19 protein-coding genes are annotated in these 23453 nt (G+C 55.7%); 10 read left to right on the forward strand and 9 right to left on the reverse strand.

The window, feature by feature from the left end:
* Positions 1 to 73 precede the first annotated feature (73 nt).
* On the forward strand, positions 74 to 817 hold the full coding sequence (locus EU557_RS20175) for a DUF434 domain-containing protein (protein ID WP_135532287.1): 744 nt from the start codon (positions 74 to 76) through the stop codon (positions 815 to 817).
* Between the two features lie 107 nt (positions 818 to 924).
* Here the strand turns inward: EU557_RS20175 and EU557_RS20180 are convergent, their stop codons facing one another.
* Positions 925 to 1524: a DUF1684 domain-containing protein gene (locus tag EU557_RS20180; protein WP_245326337.1), complete on the reverse strand. Its 600-nt coding sequence runs from the start codon at positions 1522 to 1524 to the stop codon at positions 925 to 927.
* A gap of 94 nt (positions 1525 to 1618) precedes the next feature.
* Positions 1619 to 2221 (reverse strand): 3'-5' exonuclease, encoded by a 603-nt coding sequence (locus tag EU557_RS20185; protein WP_135532289.1) that lies wholly within the window; start codon positions 2219 to 2221, stop codon positions 1619 to 1621.
* Between the two features lie 196 nt (positions 2222 to 2417).
* Here EU557_RS20185 and polA point away from each other — a divergent pair, with 196 nt between their 5' ends.
* The 3 genes from polA to EU557_RS20200 all read left to right on the forward strand — a co-directional run bounded on the left by polA (position 2418) and on the right by EU557_RS20200 (position 7601).
* A complete protein-coding gene (gene polA, locus EU557_RS20190; RefSeq protein WP_135532290.1) occupies positions 2418 to 5306 on the forward strand; it encodes a DNA polymerase I in 2889 nt (962 codons plus the stop codon).
* A gap of 792 nt (positions 5307 to 6098) precedes the next feature.
* Complete coding sequence (locus EU557_RS20195) at positions 6099 to 6518, forward strand: DoxX family protein (protein WP_135532291.1); 420 nt, start codon at positions 6099 to 6101, stop codon at positions 6516 to 6518.
* Between the two features lie 66 nt (positions 6519 to 6584).
* Positions 6585 to 7601 (forward strand): YpdA family putative bacillithiol disulfide reductase, encoded by a 1017-nt coding sequence (locus EU557_RS20200; RefSeq protein WP_135532292.1) that lies wholly within the window; start codon positions 6585 to 6587, stop codon positions 7599 to 7601.
* Between the two features lie 81 nt (positions 7602 to 7682).
* On the opposite strand, the gene EU557_RS20205 is transcribed toward EU557_RS20200, so the two are convergent.
* The 3 genes from EU557_RS20205 to EU557_RS20215 all read right to left on the reverse strand — a co-directional run bounded on the left by EU557_RS20205 (position 7683) and on the right by EU557_RS20215 (position 11427).
* Positions 7683 to 9035: an SGNH/GDSL hydrolase family protein gene (locus EU557_RS20205; protein WP_135532293.1), complete on the reverse strand. Its 1353-nt coding sequence runs from the start codon at positions 9033 to 9035 to the stop codon at positions 7683 to 7685.
* 21 nt (positions 9036 to 9056) lie between these two features.
* Positions 9057 to 10304 (reverse strand): OmpP1/FadL family transporter, encoded by a 1248-nt coding sequence (locus tag EU557_RS20210; protein ID WP_167855291.1) that lies wholly within the window; start codon positions 10302 to 10304, stop codon positions 9057 to 9059.
* Between the two features lie 286 nt (positions 10305 to 10590).
* Positions 10591 to 11427 (reverse strand): cyanophycinase, encoded by an 837-nt coding sequence (locus EU557_RS20215; RefSeq protein ID WP_135532295.1) that lies wholly within the window; start codon positions 11425 to 11427, stop codon positions 10591 to 10593.
* A gap of 303 nt (positions 11428 to 11730) precedes the next feature.
* Between EU557_RS20215 and mgtE the strand changes: the two genes are divergently transcribed.
* A complete protein-coding gene (mgtE, locus tag EU557_RS20220; RefSeq protein WP_135532296.1) occupies positions 11731 to 13110 on the forward strand; it encodes a magnesium transporter in 1380 nt (459 codons plus the stop codon).
* Positions 13111 to 13193: 83 nt separating this feature from the next.
* Positions 13194 to 13874, forward strand: coding sequence for a hypothetical protein (locus EU557_RS20225; protein ID WP_135532297.1), 681 nt, complete (start codon positions 13194 to 13196; stop codon positions 13872 to 13874).
* A 455-nt stretch (positions 13875 to 14329) separates the two neighbouring features.
* Here EU557_RS20225 and arfB read toward each other — a convergent pair whose 3' ends face one another.
* On the reverse strand, positions 14330 to 14737 hold the full coding sequence (gene arfB / locus EU557_RS20230; protein ID WP_135532298.1) for an alternative ribosome rescue aminoacyl-tRNA hydrolase ArfB: 408 nt from the start codon (positions 14735 to 14737) through the stop codon (positions 14330 to 14332).
* A 50-nt stretch (positions 14738 to 14787) separates the two neighbouring features.
* Positions 14788 to 15231 carry a hypothetical protein gene (locus EU557_RS20235; protein ID WP_135532299.1) on the reverse strand — a complete coding sequence of 148 codons (444 nt, stop codon included), beginning with the start codon at positions 15229 to 15231 and terminating at the stop codon, positions 14788 to 14790.
* An 89-nt stretch (positions 15232 to 15320) separates the two neighbouring features.
* Here EU557_RS20235 and EU557_RS20240 point away from each other — a divergent pair, with 89 nt between their 5' ends.
* Together EU557_RS20240 and EU557_RS20245 are read left to right on the forward strand one after the other, a co-directional pair.
* Positions 15321 to 17501 carry a M13 family metallopeptidase gene (locus tag EU557_RS20240; RefSeq protein WP_245326338.1) on the forward strand — a complete coding sequence of 727 codons (2181 nt, stop codon included), beginning with the start codon at positions 15321 to 15323 and terminating at the stop codon, positions 17499 to 17501.
* Between the two features lie 289 nt (positions 17502 to 17790).
* Entirely contained in the window at positions 17791 to 18504 is a 714-nt protein-coding gene (locus EU557_RS20245; RefSeq protein ID WP_135532300.1) for a head GIN domain-containing protein, read from the forward strand.
* Between the two features lie 135 nt (positions 18505 to 18639).
* Here EU557_RS20245 and EU557_RS20250 read toward each other — a convergent pair whose 3' ends face one another.
* Positions 18640 to 19212 (reverse strand): hypothetical protein, encoded by a 573-nt coding sequence (locus EU557_RS20250; protein WP_210116095.1) that lies wholly within the window; start codon positions 19210 to 19212, stop codon positions 18640 to 18642.
* A 159-nt stretch (positions 19213 to 19371) separates the two neighbouring features.
* On the opposite strand from EU557_RS20250, the gene EU557_RS20255 reads away from it, so the two are divergent.
* The gene (locus EU557_RS20255) at positions 19372 to 20319 is read left to right on the forward strand and encodes a 3-oxoacyl-ACP synthase III family protein (protein WP_135532466.1); all 948 of its coding nucleotides are present in this window, start codon (positions 19372 to 19374) and stop codon (positions 20317 to 20319) included.
* A 111-nt stretch (positions 20320 to 20430) separates the two neighbouring features.
* Here the strand turns inward: EU557_RS20255 and EU557_RS20260 are convergent, their stop codons facing one another.
* Complete coding sequence (locus EU557_RS20260; RefSeq protein ID WP_167855292.1) at positions 20431 to 22506, reverse strand: matrixin family metalloprotease; 2076 nt, start codon at positions 22504 to 22506, stop codon at positions 20431 to 20433.
* Between the two features lie 254 nt (positions 22507 to 22760).
* Here EU557_RS20260 and EU557_RS20265 point away from each other — a divergent pair, with 254 nt between their 5' ends.
* Positions 22761 to 23441: a hypothetical protein gene (locus tag EU557_RS20265; RefSeq protein ID WP_135532302.1), complete on the forward strand. Its 681-nt coding sequence runs from the start codon at positions 22761 to 22763 to the stop codon at positions 23439 to 23441.
* Positions 23442 to 23453 lie beyond the last annotated feature (12 nt).

Here is a 23453-nt window from a genome sequence, read left to right on the forward strand (position 1 = left end):
CTTACCTGCAGGCAGGGCGCGGGCGCTGAAAAAGTTCGGTACTTGCCGCCACTACCCTTACTTATGCCAGCTCATGCGCCCTGCTGATACTCGCCACCGCGGCCCGCACCCGAACGACGAGCGACTATTTGCGCCAAAGTGGGTACCAGTGCTGCGCCGCGCCGTTGCGGAGCTCTCGTGGCTACTCACCCGAGGCTACCCGCCAAGCGCCACCCTCAAGCTAGTAGGCGACCGATATGCACTGACTGAGCGCCAGCGCTGGGCCGTAGGCCGCGCTGCCTGCACCGATGAGCAGTACACTCAGCGTACTGCCACGCGTCTACCGGCTACAGGCCTAGGAGGCCGCCCCGTATCCATTGACGGTTTTAACCTGATTATCACTCTCGAAACAGCCCTGAGCGGCGGAGTGGTGTTGCGGGGCCGCGACGGAGCCCTGCGTGACTTGTCCAGCATTCACGGTACCTACCGTGCAGTGCAGGAAACTGACCGGGCCATTCGGCTGGCGGCTGCCGCCTTGCATGAATTGGCGCCCGGCCCCGTGCGGTGGCTGCTCGATCAGCCGGTATCAAATAGCGGACGCCTTGCCGCGCGTTTGCGTGAGTTGGGTCCAGAGCTTGGGTTGCCTTGGACGGCTGAGGTAGTAATGAACCCCGACCGGGTACTAGCTGAGACTACGGATATTGTCGTGACCTCCGATTCTGCTATACTCGACCGTGCCGAGGCTTGGCTTAATCTAGCCGCCTTGGCACTAGAATCTGAATCAGCCTATTGGCTGCTCGATTTAGATAAGGACGACGAAAGCCACAAAGCATTCTAACAGGCGTTGCGTAGCTCGTATGCGCAATGCACTAGGCTTTAGGGTACGCACCTCGTGTTCCTTTTTCTTGAAAAGCAAGTACCAATAAAAGCTACTGCGTAGGCCACCTAATGGTCGCTCATTACGCCTGCTTTTACGGCAACTGTGATACGGTTTTCGGCGGGAGGCACGGGGCAGGAATAAACTGGGCTGTAGGCGCAAAAGGGATTGTAGGCCTGGTTGAAATCCACTACCGCTTGTCCCTGCTGAATCTGCCCCAGACGCATATCAATATAGCGGCCTCCGCCGTAGCTGGTGTGGCCGTTGGTGGGGTCGGTGAAGGGTATAAACAAGTAATCTTCAAAGCCTGGTTTTTGCTTCAGGTCCAGGCTTTGGTACACGGTAAGTTGCTGGGGCTTACCTTCCAGCACAAACTGTAGCTCTCCGTACTTCTGGTATAGTGGCCTACGAGCCGTGCTAGTAGGCATTGGGAAGGGAGCTTGGGTAGAATCACGCACGAAGCGTGCCAACACGCAGCAGTGGTAGTTTAGTGGGAAGAAGGCTAGGCCAGTAAACTTCTTGCGCACCTCCGGCGGCAGCGGCGACTCAGCCGGGTTGCGGTACTCCGCATTCAACATCTGCTGAAACTTAGTTACCGCCTGCGCATGCTCTTGCCAAGTAGGCCGCTTACCGGGCGTTTGTGCGGCCGCCACTGTGGCAGCGATCAAGCAGATTAGGAGAATATACAACGGCCGAAAGTAGTGCTGAACCATGCTGCAAAGTACGCGCCCGCACACTAGTGGCCTAGCAGCACCTACCCCACTATTGCTCCCGCACCTGCTGATACATGGGTAGCTCGTAGAAGGGCCGCAGCAGTTGTATCACATCCAACGCATCGGCTAGCGCTTGGTGCGCCACCGTGTCGTCCTCGAAATGGGCCCGAGCCTTACACGTCTGCATGGTGGGTAAGCGAGTGTCTTTGCGCCAGTTGAGGTAGAAGGCCGCCGGATCAAGCATAGCAGGCTCAGCGCGTACCAGTGAACCATAGCCCGGCAGCTCCCGCAGAAAGCCCAGGTCAAAAGAGGCAATGTTCTTGCCGGCCATTACTACAGCCACGCAGTCTTGCTTATCGGGCTTAAAGTTTTGGCCTAGCAAAAACTCCCGCAGCTGGGACAGCAGTTCGTCGGGTGTGCACAGCTCAGGGTTGGGCTCTTTGCGTGCCAACTCCTGCAGCAAGCCCGCGTTCAGCGCCAAAGCCCCAGCCGTACCCACGTACTCGGCGTGGCGCACCACGCGCCGAAACGCGGGCAGCTCTGCTAGGGGTCGCAGGTGCTTGGTGTCTTCCACCACGGCGGCCAGCTCCAGAATCTGGTGACGCTGAGGTTTACCGCCGGTAGTTTCGAGGTCGAGGGAGATATAACGCATCTAGGCCAGTACGGACCTTGCTGGGTGGGCGTTGACCGGAGCAACGCAGACCTTTCCTTGCCTTTGCTTTTCAGCAATGCTACCAAAACGTAAATTAAACCGTACCACCACCGTAATGCTTTGTATATAAGTTAGGGGGTAAAACCACCGCTCTACTGCCGCCTCAGCGGCCTGTTTCATTCCGTACCTTCGCTCCATGACCGATACTGCTGCTGACGCCCGCCCCCACAAGCTTTTTCTCCTCGACGCTTTTGCCCTGATTTATCGCGCTCATTTTGCCTTCAGCAAGAACCCACGCGTAAATTCCAAGGGCCTGAACACTGGTGCTATCTTAGGCTTTACCAATACGCTGGTGGAGGTGCTCCAGAAGGAAAAGCCCACCCACATTGGCGTGGCTTTCGACGCTCAGAAAAAGACCTTCCGCCACGAGCAATTCGCTGATTATAAAGCGCAACGGCAGGCTATGCCCGAGGACATAGGCCTAGCCATTCCCTACATCAAGAAGATCATTCAGGCCTTCAACATTCCCATTCTGATGGTGGATGGGTTCGAAGCCGACGACGTCATTGGTACCCTAGCTCAACGGGCCGAGGCGCAGGGCTTTGGTGAGGTGTTTATGATGACGCCCGACAAGGACTATTGCCAGCTCGTGACGGACTGCATCAAGATTTACCGCCCGGCTTTCATGGGCAATGCCGCCGAGGTGCTGGATGTGCAGCACGTGCTGCAGCGCTTCGAAGTAGAGCGCGTGGAGCAGGTAATTGATATTCTAGGCCTGCAGGGCGACGCTTCCGACAATATTCCGGGCATTCCGGGTATTGGTGAGAAGACAGCTAAGAAGCTGGTGCAGGAGTTTGGCTCGGTAGAAAATCTGATTGCCAATGTAGATCAACTCAAGGGCAAGCTGCAGGAGAACGTGCGCACCTTTGCCGAGCAGGGTTTGCTGAGCAAGGAGCTGGCCACCATTCACCTGACCGTTCCCATTGAGTTTCACGAAGAAAACCTGCGGTTGGAGCAGCCCGATGCCGAGCAGCTCCGCCAGTTGTTTGAGGAGCTAGAGTTCCGGCAGCTGGCCGCCCGCGTACTGGGTGGTGGCAGCCCGGCTGGCGTGAGTGCGGCACCCAACCCACGGGCCGGCTCGCGCCGCCCGAAAGTAGCTGAGGGCCAAGGCAGTTTGTTTGGCAGTTCTTCTGACGCAGCCGTGGCTATTGGTGCCGAAGAAGGCGAAACTGGCTCCTTTGGCGCCCCAGCGGGTCCGCGCCTGACCTTGGCCGACGTGCCGCACCAGTACCACCTGGTTGACACACCCGAGCTGCGGAAGTCTTTGCTGAAGTTCTTACTCCAACAAAAGGAAGTAAGCTTCGATACCGAGACGACTGGCCTAGACACTATGACGGCCCGCCTGGTAGGCCTGTCGTTCTGCTGGCTGCCCGGCGAGGCCTACTACGTGCCCGTTCCGCACGATGACCAAGAAGCAGCTCAGGCGCTGGTAGATGAATTCTGCCCCTTCTTTGAGTCAAAGGACATTCTCAAGATCGGGCAGAACATCAAGTACGACCTCACCATTCTCAAGCATTACAAGGTGCAGGTGCACGGGCCGTTGTTTGATACCATGCTGGCCCACTACCTGCTGGAGCCCGACATGCGCCACAATATGGACGTGCTGGCCGAAACCTACCTGCACTACACGCCGGTTTCTATCATTTCTCTGATTGGCGCGAAGGGCAAGAATCAGAAAACGATGGCTGACCTGCCGCCGGCCGAGGTATCCGACTACGCCTGCGAAGATGCCGACGTGACGCTGCAGCTTAAACACGTATTTGAGCCACTGCTGAAAGAGGTAGGCTTACTGGATTTACTGAACGAAGTAGAAAACCCGCTGGTGCCAGTGCTGGCCGACATCGAGTATGAGGGTGTGAAGATTGATAGTAGCGCCATGGGTGAGTACTCAGCGGAATTGCAGGGCTATATTCAGGAGATTGAGCAGCAGATTTTCTCGGCGGCCGGGGAAGAGTTCAACATTGGTTCGCCGAAGCAGTTGGGCGAAGTGCTCTTTGACCGCCTAGGCCTAGGCGGTGGCAAAATCAAGAAAACCAAAACTGGCCAGTACGCTACTGGCGAGGAAGTGCTCAGCACCCTGGCTGCCGACAACCCCATTGCCGGTCTGATTCTGGAGCACCGCCAGCTCACGAAGCTACGCTCTACCTACGTGGAGGCCTTGCCGCAGCTAGTTTGTGAGCTAGATGGCCGCGTGCATACCTCGTTCAACCAAGCTGTAACGGCTACCGGCCGCCTCTCCAGTACCAATCCTAACCTACAGAACATTCCTATCCGGACGGAGAAGGGCCGCGAGATTCGCAAAGCCTTTGTGCCCCGCGATGACCAACACGTGCTACTGGCGGCCGATTACTCGCAAGTGGAATTGCGCATCATGGCTGACTTCTCAGGCGACAAAACCATGATTGAAGCCTTCCGCCAGGGCCTCGATATTCATACCAGCACCGCCAGCAAGGTATTCCATGTACCTCTTGATCAGGTGGATGGCGAAATGCGCCGTAAGGCTAAAACGGTGAACTTCGGTATCATCTATGGCATTTCGGCCTTCGGTCTGGCCCAGCGCATTGGCATCAGCCGCAAAGAAGCTACTGAAATCATTGACACCTACTTCCAAGAGTTTGCCTCGGTGAAGCAGTTCATGGACGACAGCATCAATCGGGCGCGGGAACTGGAATACGCCACTACCCTGCTAGGCCGCCGCCGTTACCTGCGCGACATTAACTCTCGTAATGCCACCCTGCGCGGCTACACTGAGCGCAACGCCATCAACGCCCCCATCCAAGGCACCGCCGCCGACATCATCAAGAAGGCCATGATCAACATTCATGAGTGGCTGATTGAAGAAAAGCTCGGCACTCGCATGATTCTGCAGGTACACGACGAACTGGTGTTTGATGCCGTCAAGGAAGAAGTAGAGCACATCACTCCTAAAATCAAGGAGCTGATGACCCAGGCCCTGCTTTTGCCTCACGGTGTGCCGCTAGAGGTAGAGGTAGGCACCGGCCAGAACTGGCTGCAGGCGCACTAGGCCAGGCCAGACACCCACCAAAAAAGTCACCGCCCGGCCCTTTAGTAACATAAGAGGCCGGGCGGTGACTTTTTGCTTGTGCATCACTTACAAGGGAGCAAATACAGCCCGCTCAATAACGAGTGAATCTTGCTGCCGTCCTATGATTCGTTTGCTGCTGAGAATTAAGGCAGCATTATCCACCTGAATAACATCATATGCCCCGGGCGCTGCCCACATAGTGGGCAAGGCGGAACTCTCCAGATCTACATACTTGCTAGCAACTGTTAATCGAGTCTTCGAATCATTCAGGCTCCATTGGCCCCAACTGATAGTAGCTGCTCCCTGAGTGACGGGGGGTATATGTACTGTGCAGCCACCGGCCTCCTGCGTCCATAGCAACTCCCCGCTTGAGGCGAAAGTCAACGTACTCAGCCCTAAGCACGGCGTGGGTGAGTTTTGGCTATAGGACCTAAAGAAATCGTAAACCCTACTCCCACCTCCCGTGCGCGGCTTGGTCTCTATGGTGTAGGCAGTCATGCGCCAAGAAGTATTCTGTAGGGTAACCTCAACTTGTTTCGGAGGCGTATCTTCTTTCTTGCAGGCACCTACACCCAACACGGTGACCAAAAGCAAACGCTGAATAGTTTTCATAACAAATCTATTAGAAGGTTAATACAGCCATGACCGGGCAGTTAGGTCTTGGGTTGTATCACGACTGACATATTTATCTGCTCAGACTTTAAGCTGAAGCATCTGGCTCAACTATTTGGGCGTATACCCAATGACTGAGCCAACCTCAGTGCGCTTTATATGTCAGAAAATACCCACACCACTACCCTGCAAAACATAGCCCGCGGCTTACTGGGCACCTTTATGGTAGTAGCCGGTACCGGCCACCTCACGTTTGCCCGCCGCGAGTTTCAAGCTCAGGTGCCCGACTTTGTGCCGCTCAACAAGGATACCGTGGTGCTGCAATCAGGAGTGGTAGAAATAGGCCTAGGGCTAGCGCTATTGTTCTGGAAACCCAAGCGCGCTGAACTAGGCCTGGGGCTGGCAGTGTTCTATGCGCTGGTATTCCCAGGAAACGTTCACCAGTACACTCACCACATTTCTGCATTTGGTCTCAATACCGACGCCAAACGCCTGGGGCGGCTGTTCTTTCAGCCTGCACTTATGGCCTGGGCCTTGTGGTCGACTGGTGCACTAAAAGCGCTGAAATGCAAGTCATAACGCAGCAGCCACTTCCCTGGGGCTGTCAAGGTTAAACTCTGAGCCCTTGAACTGGTATTACAGGATATGACAACTGATTCTTCCTTCGACGTTGTAGTAATTGGCGCCGGACCGGTAGGCCTAGCTTGCGCCATTGAGGTGCAGCGGCGCGGCTTTTCGGTGGTGGCCATTGATAAAGGAGCCCTAGTAAACTCCATCATCGGCTACCCCACCAACATGGAGTTTTTCTCCACCCCGGAGCTACTGGAAATTGGCGGGCACCCCTTTCCTACCAGTCACTACAAACCCCTGCGTGAAGATGGCCTCGATTACTACCGGCGCGTGGCCTTTGCTGAGAACATTCCATTGCGCCTTTATGAGCGCGTAACTGGCCTAGAGGGAGGCCCTGGCCAGTATGAAGTAGTAACGGAAAAGGGCCATATTGCCTGCCGCTACGTCATCATTGCTACGGGTTTTTACGACGTACCAAATTACCTGAATGTACCCGGCGAGGATCTTCCGCACGTGAATCATTACTACAAAGAGCCGTACGCTCATACTGGCCAGCAAGTAGTAATCGTGGGGGCTAAAAACTCGTCTGCCAAAGCCGCGCTCCAGCTTCTGCGTGCCGGTGCCGACGTTACAATGGTAATTCGCGGAGCGGAAATCAGCCAGTCGGTGAAGTATTGGATACGGCCTGATTTGATTAACCGTATCAAAGAAGGCCGTATCAAAGCACTTTTTAACGCTACTATTCAACGCATCACACCCGAGGCCGTGGAAGTGCAGACGCCCACTGGCCTAGAGGCGCTGCCTGCTGCCTACGTGTACGCCCTCACCGGCTACCACCCCGACTTCAGCTTCTTAGCGGCTCTCGGCATCACCTGTGAACTAGACGCTGCCCAAACCCCTACGCACGACGCCGATACGCTGGAAACCAACCGCCCTGGCGTGTATTTAGCCGGTACCGTCTGCGGTGGCCTCAACACCAGCCGCTGGTTTATTGAAAATGGCCGCTACCACGCCCAGGTAATTGCGGCCCGCTTAGCCGGTGAGAAGGCGCCAGAGTTGCCAGAGGTGTTACAACCCGTGCAGCTAAGCTGAAGCGAATTGACAAGTCAAACAAATAAAAAGCCCCCACTGAAGGTTCAGTGGGGGCTTTTGTATGGCCTAGGCCAGTATTACCTACTGAGGAAATTTAACTCCGCGGTAGTCGTTAGGGTTTATTAGTGGTACGCTCGCGCCGTATTGAATATTGATGGCACGGATCATCTCGTTGGCTACTACAGCGTAGCCACGAGGGGTTGGGTGCACGCCATCCAGCGAGAACAAGTTGCCAGAAATGAAGCCTGCCGTGTTATTCACGCCATTGGTAACGAAGCCGGAAGCGGCTACGCGAGAGAAGAAAGAGTTAGCATCAAAAACTGCCAGGCCTTTCTCATTGGCTTTGTTGACGATGGCCGTGTTGAACGCCGTAGTAGCATTGCGTACTGAGGTCTGTTCAGTAGCATCAAGCACAAACTGGTTGGGAACAGGGTTAGACTGAGTAGCGTTTAAACCTGCACCCACTGGGAATGGATTACCCGTAGTAGTGGTACCAATAACAGCCGAGGAGGGTAGCGTCAGCAGATCATTGTCGGTAGCTAGGCGCACTACTTGCGCTCCAGCAGTACCCGTAGTTTGGATATATACGTCCAGCGCAGCATTACCAGCTTTAAAACGGGCCCGAATATCAGCTACACGCACTGTGGTGAAGAAGGGAACATTTGTTACGTCCGGAATAGTAGCTACAATCCCTTTGGCGCCGTTAGCCGTCAGAGCATTGATGATACGGTTATTCTTAAGCGTGAACGTATCCGTGCGGGTGATGACACCGCCTACGCCACCAGTTGTAGCATAGCCTAACACATCGTTGTTACCCAGCCAGTTGGAGAAAAAAGTAGCCGTAGCCGCCTCAGCTTTCACACGCTGGAAGTAAGACTGGCTATTGCCAAGAGGAGTGATTCGCTCAAAGAAAGGATTGAACGTAGCTGCGGTTGGGGCACCAGTTTGCCCACCAAGATTACCAAAGTTTGCCGTATGGATATCTGCTAAGCGAATCCCAGGCACACCTAAGTTATCTACCCGCCCATCGAACTTAGTGTAGGGTGCCGACCCCGGAGCACCAGCTACCCGACCGGCGTTGCCTGCTACTCTAGCTGTAATAGGTGAACCGGTAGCACTGAAGCCCGTTAGGCGGAGATAGCCAGAGCCGTTGCTTTGAGCTTCAGTGAACAGAGGCTGGTTGAACTCGCCACCGCCAGCTGTCCGGAACTGCTTAGCCAGAATGCTAGGATAGGAGTTCTGCTGACCTTCAAGGTACAGGCCATCATCTGAGTAGCCCGCCGTCAGGGAATTACCTACTGCGATATAGCGAGTGAAGTCTGCCGTACCACGGCTGGCTTCAAAGTCTTTCTCTAAGTCAGGCTGGCAAGCCGTCAGTCCAAACCCTAGTAGCGTTACGAACGGCGTAACTTTACGAAATAGAAACGTATTCATGAGGTAAGAAGGGAGTCGCGGTTAGAAAGCGTAGTTCAGGCCAATGCCCGGAATCACGATGTTGGTTTTATAGGTTCCGGCAATACGGTCCGTGGTCCCATTGTTAACCAACTGCTGCTGCGTTTCGGTACGCTTCTGAATGCTCACGTACTGCGCCGACACATCAACACCGAACTTGCCGAAGCTGTAGGAAGCACCCAGGGTACCGCTGAACCGGTCGTTATCAGGAGTTTCAGGGGTCACATACCCATCCCGCACGGGTGTCTCATCGTAGGCGCCACCGGCACGTACCGTCAAGCCATCGGTGAGCTTATACTGGCCGCCCACCCGAACCGTCAGAGCATCTTTGTAATTGCGCTTCGACTCGCTAAACGTCTGACCGTTAATCTGCTGATCGAAGTCGAAACGTAGCGATTGGTACTTGCTCCACTGAGCGAAGTTAGCATCAATGCCAATGGTCAGCTTCTCAGTAGGCATGAGGCCTACACCAATGCTGGTAGTAGCAATCAGCGGCAAAGTAGCGCTGAACTTGGTAGCCTCGAAACGGGTGCCAAAAGAAGCGGGAATACCGGTGAATGTTACATCCCCATCCTTTACGTGAGCGTCGATCTTAGAGCGATAGTTAACCCCTAATGATACTTTATCAGATGGCTTAAAGAAAATGCCGGCGTTGAAACCTAGTTTGGTATCAGCTTTACCGTCTAGCTCGATGTGCCCGTATGAGTCAGGCAATGGCACATCGCGCTGCAGGTTTACGGCACCGTAGGCCAGTACCACCAAGCCGGCGCCCACGCTGATTTGGTCAGTAATAGCGTAGCTAACAGTAGGCTGTACAAAGATTGACTTCAGATCAATATCCGTCAGGGCCGTGCGACCTTCCCACCCTTCAGCATACTGCAGTTTGCTGCCGAATGGCGTATACACGGCAATACCAGCCCGGAACTTGCCTTCGGCTGGGCCAAAGCCAGCGTACAAGTTGAAAGGCGTAGTAACCGTGTTGCGCAGTTCGCGCTGCTGGCTGCCGCCCTGCGCCACAAACGCATTACGGGCCATGGTCAGGTTCACGCCTACTTGCACACCGCGGTCTTTCACCATGGCCAGTGCGCCAGGGTTGTAGAACATGGCGGCTTGGTCGAGGGAAAGCCCCACACCTACACCGCCCATGCCGTTATTTTTCTGTCCGGCCAGTGTAACCTGGTAGCCACCCGCCGAGGCCGCCGTACCCGTAAGTAGCGCACCACCCACGAGGAGTAGAGATTTTAAAGTCATAAAATGGAATGTGTGAGAATTTTGGGGTTGAGGCATTAAATGTAGGCAGAAAAAACATTCTACTATTAGGCAAGCCGAGTAAGTATTTTCGCTATCCCATAACTTCAATATCCCTAGCTGCATAGGGTACCCACTTTTCGCAATTTGCCTACCTGCTATACGCACACAAAAGCCCCTTAAAGCCAGTGCGGATCCAGTGATTCTAGCTCAATTCCAAGAATGTAGCGCTTAGCCGTTTAGGCTCTCACGCCTCGCTAACATCTGTGTTTGGCCTAGGGGTTTAAGCCTACGCCTCTTGATTATTTACCGAGGCACCGTCAGGGAGTAGTTCCCGGGTCTTCAGGTTGAGACGCTGCCCGGCTACGAGCAGGTTTACTCTCAAATTTTGTACGCTCACGGGCTCTCCGCGACCAATGCGCCCCAAGTTGCTGCCTTCGATGTCGCAGCCATCTATCATCACCACTACCCCATCGCCAAACACTTCTGCTTCCTGTCCGCCCCGAATAATGACGCCGGTTTCTTCTGACAGGCCTAGCCCCAAACACATAGAATGCGCAATTAAGGCATGTGCCAGCCGCCCAAAACGGCCGCGTTCAATGAAGTGCTGATCGATGAGCAGGCGGGGTAAGAGGCCTAGGCCAGCCTTGGTTTGAATGCCGCCCTTGCGCACGGCCCGCCAGCCATAGCCTTCCACCAGCATATTGTCGGGGAGGGCGGCCGCACCCGCGCTGGTACCAGCTACCACAAAGGTGGCCTCCTGCTGATAACGCTCCCGTAAGACCTGAAGAAACTCAGTGTTGTGCAGAAAATCAGTGATGCGCTCTTGGTCGCCGCCACTGAAAAACACTAGTCCCGCCCGGCGCAGGCGGCGCAAGGTGGCCGGTGCATCGGCGCGGTAGTGCTCATTAATGGGTAAGTGGCGGGCATTGCGGCAGCCTAAATCGCGCAGGGCCTTCTCATAAGCTCCGGCCGTGCGAGAGGCATCCCGGGAGGCCACGGTAATGATTTCAACCGGAGTATCGAGGGAGGGTAGCAGGTCGCAGAGCAGCGCCAGCATGGCATCATCATCACCACCTCCAAGGGCAACGAGCGTACCAAGCGGCAAAACAGACGAGTGAGGCATAATACTAGCGCGGCATAAGCGGGCACCAAAAGTATGTACCCAACCGACTCCTCAACTGCCTTGGGCAAGGGAAGGTTACGCTCAGCTAGGCCACGGGGCCAATAGAACTACTCAAGTGAGAGTAATTGTTGCCCTACGTAGAGTCCGGAGCTCGGCCGTAACCGTATATCATGGCCGGGCCCGGAGTTGGATTTATTCTCTCCAGTATCCTGCGAATCCGCCCCGGAAAAACTACTTTTGCGCGCCGGTTCGGCTCTTGTCACCAATTCCCTCTGCCTAGCGAGACACACCCCTCTTTTTTACATGAATCAGCACCCGACTCTCGAACACATTACGTCCCTGATTCAGGAGGGCGAGTTTTTCAAGCTCAAAGAACTCCTAAAAAATTTCGAGCCGGCCGAGCTGGTTGAGCTCATTGAAGAAGAGGAAGAACGGGAACAGCTTATCATTTTCAGGCTGCTACCGCTGAGCTTGGCCACGCAGGTATTTGAATACCTCGATCTGGACATTCAGAAGCACTTTCTGGCCAACCTCTCGCAGGATAAAATCTCGGATATTCTGAATGAAATGTCGCCCGATGACCGGACGGCGCTGCTGGAATTTCTGCCCGACGATTTTGTAAAGGAGTTGATTCAGACGCTCTCGGAGCCGGAGCGCCGCGTGACGCTGGAGCTGCTGGGCTACCCCGAGTACTCGGTGGGGCGCCTGATGACGCCCGACTACATTGCCATTCGGGAAAACTGGACCGTTCAACAGGTGCTCGACTACATCCGGCGCCACGGAGGACAGTCGGAAACGCTGAGCGTGCTGTACGTGACTGACGAGCGAGGCGTGCTGATTGACGACATCCGAATTCGGGAATTTCTGCTGGCTGATCCGCAGAAGCGGGTGCGGGAGCTGATGGATAACCGCTACGTGTTCCTGAAGGCGATGCAGGACCAGGAGGAAGCCATTGAGGTGTTCCGCCGCAACGACCGGGTGGCTCTGCCCGTGGTGAATGATGAGGGCGTGCTATTTGGTATCGTGACCATCGACGATATCCTTGACATCCGGGAGGAAGAAGATACCGAAGACATCCAGAAGCTGGGGGGCTCGGAGGCTCTTGATGAGCCTTACCTCACTATTCCCCTGCCCCGGATGGTGCAGAAACGCGCTGGCTGGTTGGTTATCCTGTTTTTGGGCGAACTGCTTACGGCGTCGGCCATGCAGTTTTTTGAAGGGGAGCTGCAGCGTGCTATTGTGCTGGTGCAGTTCATTCCGCTCATTATCAGCTCCGGTGGCAACTCTGGTTCGCAGGCCACTTCTCTCATCATCCGGGCCATGTCCTTGGGTGAGTTTACGGTGCGGGATTGGTGGATGGTGCTACGGCGTGAGATTTTATCGGGCCTCGCGCTGGGCGTTATCCTGGGTATTGTGGGCTTTGGGCGCATTGCGGTGTGGCAGATGATAACGCCCATTTATGGGCCGCACTGGGTGCCCGTAGGCCTCACGGTTGGCTTCGCGCTGCTGGGCATTGTGCTGTGGGGCTCTTTGGCTGGCTCTATGCTGCCGTTGCTGCTTAAGCGCCTGGGCCTCGACCCTGCTACTTCTTCAGCCCCGTTTGTGGCCACGCTGGTTGACGTTACTGGCCTTATTATCTACTTTACCGTAGCGCTGGTATTCCTGCGCGGCACCTTACTGTAACTCTTCCGGGCTCGATTTTCATGCTAAGCGGGGTACTCTGTGCGATGAAATCGGCGGGGAGGTTGCTAGGGCCCCTGAGTGGTTTGGGCCTGCTGGCCGGCTGCGCAGCCGTAGGCCACCTCGATACGCTACCGGAAGGCCGCTACACCACCATTCAAACCAACGATGCTACGCTGCAGGGCGCCTGGCCTAATGGCCGGTCCTTATATGCGCGGCAGTCGGCCGACACGCTCTACCTGCTTCCCGACAGTGCCGCCCATTCGCGTACTACTTGGGCTCCGCTTCCTGCCTACTACCGCCTGCGCCCAGGCCGCCACATCGTACTAGCCGCCCGTCGCCTCGACGTTGACGTGTTTACTATTCCGTTTAAGGTACGCCCACCCCGCGCCGGCGTGCCGGTGCAGCTCAACACTAATTTCAACGCCGCCCTGTACCTGGGCCGGCGCCTCGATTTTTACCATCTTACCAGCCATCAGCTGCTTGGTGGCCGGCGCCAACCCATTATCCGCACTACAGGTTTGGGCTACGGCATTTTTACTGGCCTAGGCTCTTCACAGATCACGCCTGATTTCACCCGGCAGCACGCCACTACCGACTACGAGGGCTTTGTGCTGCACGCGGGGGTAGCTACCATCTACGACGCCCACATTTTTAACCTAGGCCTGGCCGTGGGAGCCGATCAGTTACTAGGCCCCGATGGTCGGCATTGGATATACCAGCGCAAGCCCTGGTTTGGGGTGTTGTTCGGACTAGACTTGAACTAGGCTTTTCTGCTGTATTATCCCCTCTGCTTTCGGCGGAAATTCGCCCACAACGGTATTAAAGCTAGGAACATGGGAGGTAACCAAAGTAGCACATGGTATTCCGCCAGTTTCTCTAACAGCTTTGTTGAGGGCCAACTGATTAGCAGAACGCCCAATAGTAGGAGTGCCATCAAGCTATAGGTGCTTACAAGCCACCACTGCAATCCGCTGAGAATAGGCCCAGACTCTAAGTCGGCAGCCCGAATTATTTTCTGATATATCCAGTACGGTATCAGCCCCCACGCTGCTAGTAAAGAAATCAAGACAATGGCCCCTACTACCATAAAAAGTGGCCGAAAAGCGCTAAGCAGCATTAACCCAGGACCCCAGAAGAGCAAGAGTACAGCCAGATAAAAGCCCAGCATTATGGCTGCCACTGCTAGTAATAGCTTCATATTCTGCTCTGATTTAAAGCGCTAAAAATCAACTCGGCCACGGTTAGCCTTTTTGTCGCCGTGCTTTTTCTTGGATTCTAGACGCTGGCGCACCGCTCCTTGGCTGGGTTTGGTGGCTTTGCGAGCTTTGGGCTTGTGCAGGGCCTTGCGCAGGGTTTCGTAGAACTTCTGCAGGGCAATTTCCTTGTTGCGCAACTGGCTACGCTCTTCCTGAGCGGCAATCAGCAACTCCCCCTCCGTGGTGAGCTTGGAGGCGAGCTTTTGTAGTAGCGTTTGCTTTTGCTCTTCTGAAAGCAACAGAGAATCCGGAATTCGAAAGCGCAGCTCTACCCGCGACTCTACCTTGTTTACGTTCTGGCCTCCGGGGCCGCTGCTACGGCTGGTCTGGAACTGCAGTTCCGAAAGAAAGGTGTCGGCGGGAGGAAGCATGGGATGAGATACTGATGATTGATTAATATGCGAATAGAGTAAGGCCAGGTTCAGCTTGCAAAATTCAACATTTTCCAGAGCAGGCTGCCCAGTACACCCATACGCGCCGTCCAGGCCAACGTCCGGACCCAATTGGTGCGCACTAGGCCATCAATGGCTACGTAGTCATAGCCCTGAGCCAAGCGGTTATGAAAGGGTACGGAAATGAAAAAGGTGGCGGGCCAAATCAGCACCACCAAGCCGAGGGCCCACCACACCCCCTGGCCTAGCGCCCGTCCCTGCCAAGCCAGCCAACCCGCCAGGCCTAGCTCTACCACCATAGGAGCCATAACTACCCAGCTGATGCGGCTGGAGTGCTGCTGATGAAACGTGGGAAATGTGTCGCGGGCGGCTTGCGCAAAGCTGGGATAGTGAACCAATTGTACCGTCCAGATAACGCCGGTGAGGTAGGTGGCCAGAGCAAAGTTGAGCAGCAAAAGGAGCTTGAGCGACATGATAGCAAATTAGGATAGCATTCCGACAGTAGGGAGGTATCTGGGGCCACCAACCAGAAGCCCACCTTATACTCCTCCCTGCGGTCGGGATGGCAGTTCTAGGAGGTGGCCTAGGCAACGCAGCCCTGGCCCAACAGTCTGCGTCCATAGGCCTACGCGAAATGGCCGCTTCCTGCTACATTCGCCATACACATTTTGTCCTGTTTTCCTTTATGCCCTTCCCTCCTTCTCTGCGGCCCTGGCTGCTCGCAGCGCCCATGCTCGGCCTGGTGTTTACGGCTTGCCAGCCCGGCGGCAAATCTGGCGCGGGCCAGCCTGACCTGCTCCAGGCTAACCTCGACACCACTGTGCGCCCCGGCGACGACTTTTTTACCTACGCCAACGGCGGCTGGCTGAAAACTCACCCCATTCCGGCTTCCGAAAGCTCGTGGGGTATTGGCAAGGAAGTGCAGAATGAAGTGTACGCCCGCCTGCGGGCCCTGAATGAGGAAGCCGCCAAAGCCAACGCCAAGGTAGGCTCTAGCCAGCAGAAGATTGGCGACTTCTGGGCTTCTGGCCTCGATTCTGTAGCCATTGACAAGCAAGGTATTGCCCCGCTAAAGCCAGAGCTAGACCGTATTGCGGCCATCAAGTCGGTGGCTGATGTGCAGGCCGTAATTGCGCGCCACAAGGTACTGGGCGTGAACTCTCTCGTTGGCGGCTACGTGAACCAGGACGCCAAAAAGAGTGACCAAATGGCCCTGCACCTGTACCAGGCAGGCCTAGGCCTACCCAACCGCGACTATTACTTCAACAAGGACACCCGCACCAGCAACATCCGGAAGGAGTACGTGCGCCACGTAGCGCGCATGCTGCAGCTACTAGGCCAGGACTCCGTAACGGCTCAGCGCCACAGCGCCCAGATTATGCAGCTGGAAACGGCGCTGGCGGGTTCTTCGCGCAAGCTGGAGGCCCTGCGCGACCCGTACGCCAACTACAACAAAATGGCAGTTTCGGGTCTTGACAAGCTCACGCCCGGCCTCAACTGGAAGCAGTGGCTGACCCAAATGGAGCTCTCCAAAGCCGATACCGTGATTGTAGGCCAGCCGGAGTTTTATCAGAAAGCCGGGCAGTTGCTGAAAACCACCCCGCTGGAGCAATGGCAGGCGTACTTGCAGTGGCACCTCGTGAATACCTTCGCCGGCCAACTCAGCCGCCCGATCGACGACGAGCACTTCCGCTTTTATGGCACCATTCTGCAAGGTCAGAAAGAGCAGCGCCCCCGCTGGAAGCGTGTGCTGGACGAGGAGGAAGGCGGCATGGGCGAAATCCTGGGCCAGCTGTTCGTGAAGGAATACTTCACCCCCGAAACCAAGGAGCGCTACGCCGAACTGACTAAAAACGTAGTAGCGGCCTTCCGCGACCATATTCAGGCCCTGGACTGGATGAGCGACTCTACCAAGCAGAAGGCCTTGGTGAAGCTGGCGAAGATTACGCCCAAAGTAGGCTACCCGGATAAGTGGCGCGACTACTCTTCCCTGAAGATTACCCGCGATTCCTACCTCGCCAACGTGATGCGGGCCAATGAATGGCAGTACCGCTACAACATCAACAAGCTGGGTAAGCCCGTTGACCGCACTGAGTGGGAGATGACGCCCCAGACGTACAACGCCTACTACAACCCCAGCAACAACGAGATTGTGCTGCCGGCGGCCATCTTCTCGGTACCTGGCCTAGCCGACAAAGACGCCGACGACGCCATCATCTATGGCTATGCCGGTGCCAGCACCATTGGCCACGAGCTGACCCATGGTTTCGACGACGAAGGCAGCCAGTTTGATGAGAATGGCAACCTGCGCAACTGGTGGAGCAAGAAAGACCGCGCCGCCTTCCAGAAACGCGTAAACGGCATCGTGCGCCAGTTCAACGGCTACACGGTGCTCGACTCTCTGCATATCAATGGCAAAGCCACCGCTGGCGAGAACATTGCCGACCTCGGCGGCATCGTCATTGCCTTCGATGCCTTCAAGAAAACCGACCAGTACAAGAAGGGCGAGAAAATTGGCGGCCTTACGCCTACCCAGCGTTACTTCTTAGGCTACGCCCTGGGCTGGCAGAACCACCAGCGCGACGAGGTGCTGGCCCAGCGCATTCTAACCGATGTGCACTCCCCGGCTCAGTACCGCGTGAATGGCCCCTTCGCCGACGTGCCCGCCTTTTACGAGGCTTTCAACGTGCAGCCTGGCCAGAAGCTCTACCTGCCCGACTCGGCGCGAGTAAAGATCTGGTAAGCTGACTCTATTCAGCAAAAAAGCCTTCTTGCTTCTGCAGGGAGGCTTTTTTAGTGCTTGCAAGTCTAGGCTCGGCTGTTGTCTGGCGACTTTTCGAGGCAACGAGAATTTACTGGCCGCGGAAGAAGCTAGAGCTGAGTGGCCTAGGCCACTTGGCTACTTTAAACCAGGATGGTTCTCTACCCTGTATAGGCCAAGCAAAATTCTTTTGCTGGTCGGGGCAACGGTTGTAGAGCAGGCTTCATCTATCCCCCTGACACTCAACTTTTATTACTTATTCCTGTAGCCCATGAAAACGCTTCGTATCCTTCTGCCCGCGCTGCTCCTTGTCTTGTTCGTGCTGCCCGGCTTCCGGTCGCGGCTGGCCGATACGCGCGAAACTCGCCAGGTTGGCGCATTCACCTCCCTGACCTTGGCGGGCTCTCCCAATGTTTTCCTGCGCCAGGGCAGCCCCCAGCAAGTAGAAGTGGAGGGCGACCCTGAGGACCTAAACCACCTCGAAACAACCGTGACTAATGGCCGGCTGCGCATTGGCTCTAAGCCTACCAACGGTAATTCCTGGTACCGCAACCGCGGCTCAATTAAGGTATACGTGACTATGCCCACCATCAAAGGCCTCACGGTGAGCGGCTCGGGTAACATTAAGGCCGCCGAGGCCGTGAAGGCCGATGACCTCAACCTATCGGTGAGCAGCTCGGGTGGCATTGAACTCGCCAGCCTCACAGCCGATAAGATCAACTCTGCCGTTTCGGGCTCGGGCAATATTGACGTTTCGGGCGTGGTGCCCACGCAGGATATCAGCGTGAGCGGCTCCGGCAACGTAAAAGCCAGCAAACTCCGCAGCGAAGCCTGCCACGTCGCCATCAGCGGCTCGGGCAACTGCCGCCTCATGGCCACCAAAAGCCTGGAGGCCAGCATCGTTGGCTCCGGCGACGTGTACGTAATGGGCAGCCCCAAAATCAGCAGCTCCGTAGTAGGCAGCGGCCGCGTCCACCGCGAGTAGGCCTACCAGTTGCTCTGCTGAATCAGTAGCAGGTCCTCGTTTGCCCCACCAACACAACGCCCCGGCTACCAAGTAGCCGGGGCGTTGTGTTGGTGAGCTAGTGAAGCTTTTCTCTAGTGCTCTTGAACAGGTGGCCTAGAAATCAAACAGGCCGCGGCGGGTATCCGATTTTTTCTTCGTTTTTTCCTTCGACTTAGGCTTGTCTTTATCATCACCGAAGATGCGGTTCATGAGGCTCGTGTTTTTCTCTTTCACTAAGATGTAACGAACGGAGAAGGCCGTGGGGAAACGCGCCCAATCGTCGGAGCCAAACTCTACGCTCGGCTTGAAATCAACGGAAAGCACAATGGGCGAGAGGGCTATTTTGTACTCTACGCCCGCCAGCGCGTCAATGCCGCCGAAGGCACCATTGTCTTTGTGGTTGCCCACGTGGCCGCCGGCGCCAAAGTAATAGTTGAGGCTGGGCCCCAAAATGCCAAAGTGCCGCTCGGCCAGCAGCGTGGCCGATACCTCACGGGAGGAAACTAGGCCTAGACCTTCCAGGGTAGTTTTATCCAATATTTTCTGCTGAACGGTAATCCCGTACTGGCCGCCCCCAACCCGGATACCGGCTGCCGTACGGTACTTCTGAGCCTGCGCAAAGGGGAGTGTCAGCAGGCCTAGCCCAACCACCAAGGCCACTTGGCGAAACAACTTTAAAAACATCATAATCTTGTGAGAGGCGCAACTAAACCCGGAGTACCGTAGTCCGTTGAACGAACATTAGGCGTGCAAAGTACGGGCCATCTGCTGAAAAGGCCACGTAAGTTGAGACGAGCGGCGTACCTTGCTCCGTATTTGCTCTGCCCTCATTCCTCCATCTACCGCGTGTACATTCATCAGGTGGCGGCTTACTTGCCCGCCGAAATCATCACCAACGAGCACTTTACCCGCATAAACGGGTTGTCGAACGAGTGGATCACCGAGCGCACTGGCATCCGGGCGCGTCGGAAAGCTGCCGCCGGAGAAAACACGAACACCATGGCACTGGAAGCTACCCGCCGCGTGCTGGCGGCAGCTCCGGCTTTTGCCGCTACTGAGGTAGACCTGATTGTAGGTGCCACCTACACCCCTCACGACACCATCTACACACTAGCGCATGCCGTACAGCGCGAGCTGGATGTGTCAGACATTCCTGTGGTGAGCATTTCCTCGGCCTGCTCTTCGCTGCTGAACGCCATTGAGATTGTGGAAGGCTACTTTGCCCTGGGTAAAGCCCGACGGGCACTGGTAGTAGTGAGCGAGCATAACACCGCTTACAACAACGAGCTAGACACTATGGCCGGCCACCTCTGGGGCGACGGCTCCGCGGCTCTCCTGCTCACCCCCGAGCGCCTGGCACCTACTGATCTTGACGTGCGCACTGTTATTACGGGTGGCGCCGGCAACATTGGCAAAGCGGATATATCGGTTACGCTAAAACCAGTAGAAAAAGGCATTGTCATGCCCTTCGGCAAAGACGTGTTCATCAATGCGTGCCAGTACATGACGCGTGTGACCCAACAGGTATTGGAGCGTAATCAACTAAGCGTAGAGGACGTTCGGTACCTGATTCCGCACCAAGCCAACCTACGCATCACCAAAAATGTGCTGCAACAGCTAGGCCTGCCGGATGACCGGGCGGTATCCAACATTGAAGAGCTTGGCAACACGGGCTGTGCCGGCGCTGCCATTGCTCTGGCCGATACGTGGTCGAGCCTACAAGAAGGCGAGCACGTGGTGATTACCGTTTTTGGCGGTGGCTACTCCTACGGCGCCATGCTCCTCAAGCGCTAGGCCACTACGCCAGCGCCAGCCTGCATCCATAGCACTCTGCCATACTTGCCACAAGGGCCCGACTCAACCATTGAGTCGGGCCCTTGTGATTTCATTTTATACACTGAAGGCCTATGGTATGACTAGTAACCGTGCCTTCCCTTTTGGCCCATTAGAGTCGGTCCAGCGGGCTACGTATATACCAGACCGCAACGTGGGTAGTCGGACGGGGAGAATATTGAGCCCAGGTTGATAGGTAAGCACAGTGCCTCCCAAATAGCGGCCTATGGCATCGTAAAAACGCAGTGTCAGTTCGCCGGAAGTTCCTCTCGCCTGGTATTGCAGGCTCACTGGCGTTTCCGCTCCTTGTACCGGATTGGGGTAGAAGGCCACATCATTGGCTGTGGTAGCATTGTCAGTGGCCGCTAATGGCGTCACTTGGTCGAGGGAGTTATCAGGCCGGCGCACGCGTAACCGGTAATAGCTGAGCCCGGTCAGAGGCTGCGCGTCGGTGAAGCGGTAGGCTCCGCCAGAAGCACCTGCAGCTACGTTGCCAACTACCGTCCAGCCAGCGGTAGTGTCGGCCGAAGCACGCTCAACCACAAACCCCGAGAGAAAACACTCATCGCGGGTAGTCCACTGCAGTACGGTTCCAACCCCCGCCACGAACTCCACAAACTGCCCGGTGAGTGGAGCCGGCAGCATAGAGCTACTGCCGCAGCCAGCATTTACAAAGCTCCGGGTGCGTAGTACGTAGCGTCCGCCTGCAATATCACTGGCAGCATTTAGCGTGCGGCTCACCTGCCCCCTTGAAACGGCATAGTGCATCACGGCGCGGGGCAGAATCAGGTGGGATAGTTGCTGCGCATGGCCTAGCTCGTGCAGAGCCACCGACTCGAAATCTATCTGAGAAGCACTAGGGTTGCCAGGGCCAAACTGCCACGCAGCTGCATCATCAAACTGCGTATCGATTTCTTTCACGCAAAAGCTCACTCGCGTACGAGCGTCGTCGAGGTAGCGACCAGTATAATAGCTGGTAGTGCGCCCTAGCACGTTGGCGGGTAAGTCGGTGCCGCTATCAAAGCCTACCGAGTTTTCATTGTCATCGGCTACTCCGGTTTTAGTACGGGTAGTACCCACTTCCCAGTTCACGCCGGTTTGGCAACGCCAGCTTACCAATGCCCGCTGCCAGCTGGTGCTGGCAGCTGTGTTGGCGGCGAAGCTGGGATCAAAGCGAAACGTATAGCCCCCTCGGGTATTTTGGTTGAGCTCCCCAGGCACTGAGCGTGCCTTGGAGGCATTGTCTTGAGCGTTGGTGGCCGCGTAAATGATAGTTACGGCTGCAACACTGACTACCTGCTGTTGATCAGTAGTAGTGACTCGCACGGTGCCAGTGCCGGCGGTGTTGCCGGTGGAGGTATAAGAGGGCACCAGCACCTGAATACGACTATCAGACCAGCTGACATAGTCGGCATCGGTGATTTTGGTATAGGAAGCACCGCCGTCATCGGCATTGCGGAACTCCACTGAACCATTGCCGCGGGCGTTGCCGAAGCCTGATCCATTAATGGTTAGTACCGCGCCAGTGCCAGCCGTAATGGTAAGCGGAGAGAGAAGCCCTATCACAGGAGCCAGTACTTTGGCGGCCGTGTTTGGCATATTCCGGCGTTGTAGGGCTGTCTCCAAACCGGGGTTTGCCTGCACCAATCTGGGCTGCGCACCGGGTGCCAGCTGCCGGTACAATTCATCATCCAGCGCTGGGTAAGTACGGAAGGGCTCTGCGGCAGTGGCACCCCCTAGGTCATAGCGCACAAAGCCTTGCTGGCTGCCATATGCTGCCCAAGCCGGCCCCGCCAAGGCGGTGCCCGGAAACGTAGCTGGCTCCAGAAAAAATACCCCCTGCTCACCGGTCACTACACTCAGGGTGTTGGTTAGTTCCTGGCGGTCTAGGTCAACGGTGCCACCTTCCGTGATGAGGGTTAGCTCGGCGGCGGCGTTTCCTTTCAACAGTTTGTACACCCGCACCCGGTTGGCAGTGAAGATGCGCCCGTTTGCGCCCCGGAAGCCCCGACTTTCCAGCACTTCCCCCTCAATAATGAGCGGTACCGTGTTTGCTCGCTTAATGGGGTCAAGCGCGAGTAGAGAACAGTGGATTTCAGGGCTTGAAACGGGCAAAACCTGGGCGGCTACCCGTGTAGCACTTAGCAAAAGGGAAAGAGTAGAGACTAGAGCAAAAGCCGATGCATTCATATAGTTGAACAGGCCCCAGGTGCGGCGCAGGCTCAAGATACGTGATTTGCCTTGCCTTGGCGTACCACCTAAGCCAAGCTCCCCATATTTTGTAAGAACAAGAAAAATATACCACCAGAAATATAGTAGTATGTGCTACCAACCATCTACTATCTTGTGCACTCCTATAGCCACTATAACAGAATCCACAACCACTTACTCATACCGTATCTATGCGTACATCTTATCTGAAAGTACTTCTGGCCGCTGCCACCACCACACCCGCCGTAGCGCTAGCCCAATCTACTCCCTCAGGCACACCCGTTGAGGCATCGGCTCTGGCTCAAACTCCTGAATCACCGGCTAAGAGCACCTTGTTTAAGATAGGTACTGGCCTGAGCCAGGGGTTCGAATTTGGGGGATACTCTGGACTGAGCGTTCCAATAGTATTGGGGGTTGAGCACCATCTTGCGTCAGCAGTTTCACTCTATGGCAACTTGTTCGGAGGCCTAAATATTATTCGGCGTCAAGACTACGACCGCCCATTGTTACGTGAGATTGGGGCTGATGCTGGGGTGCGTTATTATTACAACCAAGAGAAACGCAAGCAGAAAGGGCGGGACACAGGGCCATTTGTTGGCAATTACCTCGCGCTACATTCATCTTCTTCGCTATTCTCTTACCGTAGACAAAACTCCTATAATGTGCGCAACTACTTTAGCTATGATTACTCTACGCTCAATCTGGTATGGGGTATGCAACGCCGGATTGGTGGCCACGGCTTGATAGATGCCTACGCAGGTGCCGGAATATCAAATCCTTTCCGCTTTTCTGACCAAGATCGGATATCCCAATACAAACGGCGCCCAACACCAAACCTTGAACTGGGTGTAAAAATCAGCCTAGTTCCTTAAGTTACTATCTGT

Source organism: Hymenobacter wooponensis (assembly GCF_004745865.1).
Classification (GTDB): domain Bacteria; phylum Bacteroidota; class Bacteroidia; order Cytophagales; family Hymenobacteraceae; genus Hymenobacter; species Hymenobacter wooponensis.

What these genes read in the sequence shown, in the direction of transcription:
- EU557_RS20175 (WP_135532287.1), top strand. Translation starts at nt 74, where the DNA reads ATGCGCCCTGCTGATACTCGCCACCGCGGCCCGCACCCGAACGACGAG.
- EU557_RS20185 (WP_135532289.1), bottom strand. Translation starts at nt 2,221, where the DNA reads ATGCGTTATATCTCCCTCGACCTCGAAACTACCGGCGGTAAACCTCAG.
- polA (WP_135532290.1), top strand. Translation starts at nt 2,418, where the DNA reads ATGACCGATACTGCTGCTGACGCCCGCCCCCACAAGCTTTTTCTCCTC.
- EU557_RS20195 (WP_135532291.1), top strand. Translation starts at nt 6,099, where the DNA reads ATGTCAGAAAATACCCACACCACTACCCTGCAAAACATAGCCCGCGGC.
- EU557_RS20200 (WP_135532292.1), top strand. Translation starts at nt 6,585, where the DNA reads ATGACAACTGATTCTTCCTTCGACGTTGTAGTAATTGGCGCCGGACCG.
- EU557_RS20205 (WP_135532293.1), bottom strand. Translation starts at nt 9,035, where the DNA reads ATGAATACGTTTCTATTTCGTAAAGTTACGCCGTTCGTAACGCTACTA.
- EU557_RS20210 (WP_167855291.1), bottom strand. Translation starts at nt 10,304, where the DNA reads ATGACTTTAAAATCTCTACTCCTCGTGGGTGGTGCGCTACTTACGGGT.
- EU557_RS20215 (WP_135532295.1), bottom strand. Translation starts at nt 11,427, where the DNA reads ATGCCTCACTCGTCTGTTTTGCCGCTTGGTACGCTCGTTGCCCTTGGA.
- mgtE (WP_135532296.1), top strand. Translation starts at nt 11,731, where the DNA reads ATGAATCAGCACCCGACTCTCGAACACATTACGTCCCTGATTCAGGAG.
- arfB (WP_135532298.1), bottom strand. Translation starts at nt 14,737, where the DNA reads ATGCTTCCTCCCGCCGACACCTTTCTTTCGGAACTGCAGTTCCAGACC.
- EU557_RS20235 (WP_135532299.1), bottom strand. Translation starts at nt 15,231, where the DNA reads ATGTCGCTCAAGCTCCTTTTGCTGCTCAACTTTGCTCTGGCCACCTAC.
- EU557_RS20240 (WP_245326338.1), top strand. Translation starts at nt 15,321, where the DNA reads ATGGCAGTTCTAGGAGGTGGCCTAGGCAACGCAGCCCTGGCCCAACAG.
- EU557_RS20245 (WP_135532300.1), top strand. Translation starts at nt 17,791, where the DNA reads ATGAAAACGCTTCGTATCCTTCTGCCCGCGCTGCTCCTTGTCTTGTTC.
- EU557_RS20250 (WP_210116095.1), bottom strand. Translation starts at nt 19,212, where the DNA reads ATGATGTTTTTAAAGTTGTTTCGCCAAGTGGCCTTGGTGGTTGGGCTA.
- EU557_RS20265 (WP_135532302.1), top strand. Translation starts at nt 22,761, where the DNA reads ATGCGTACATCTTATCTGAAAGTACTTCTGGCCGCTGCCACCACCACA.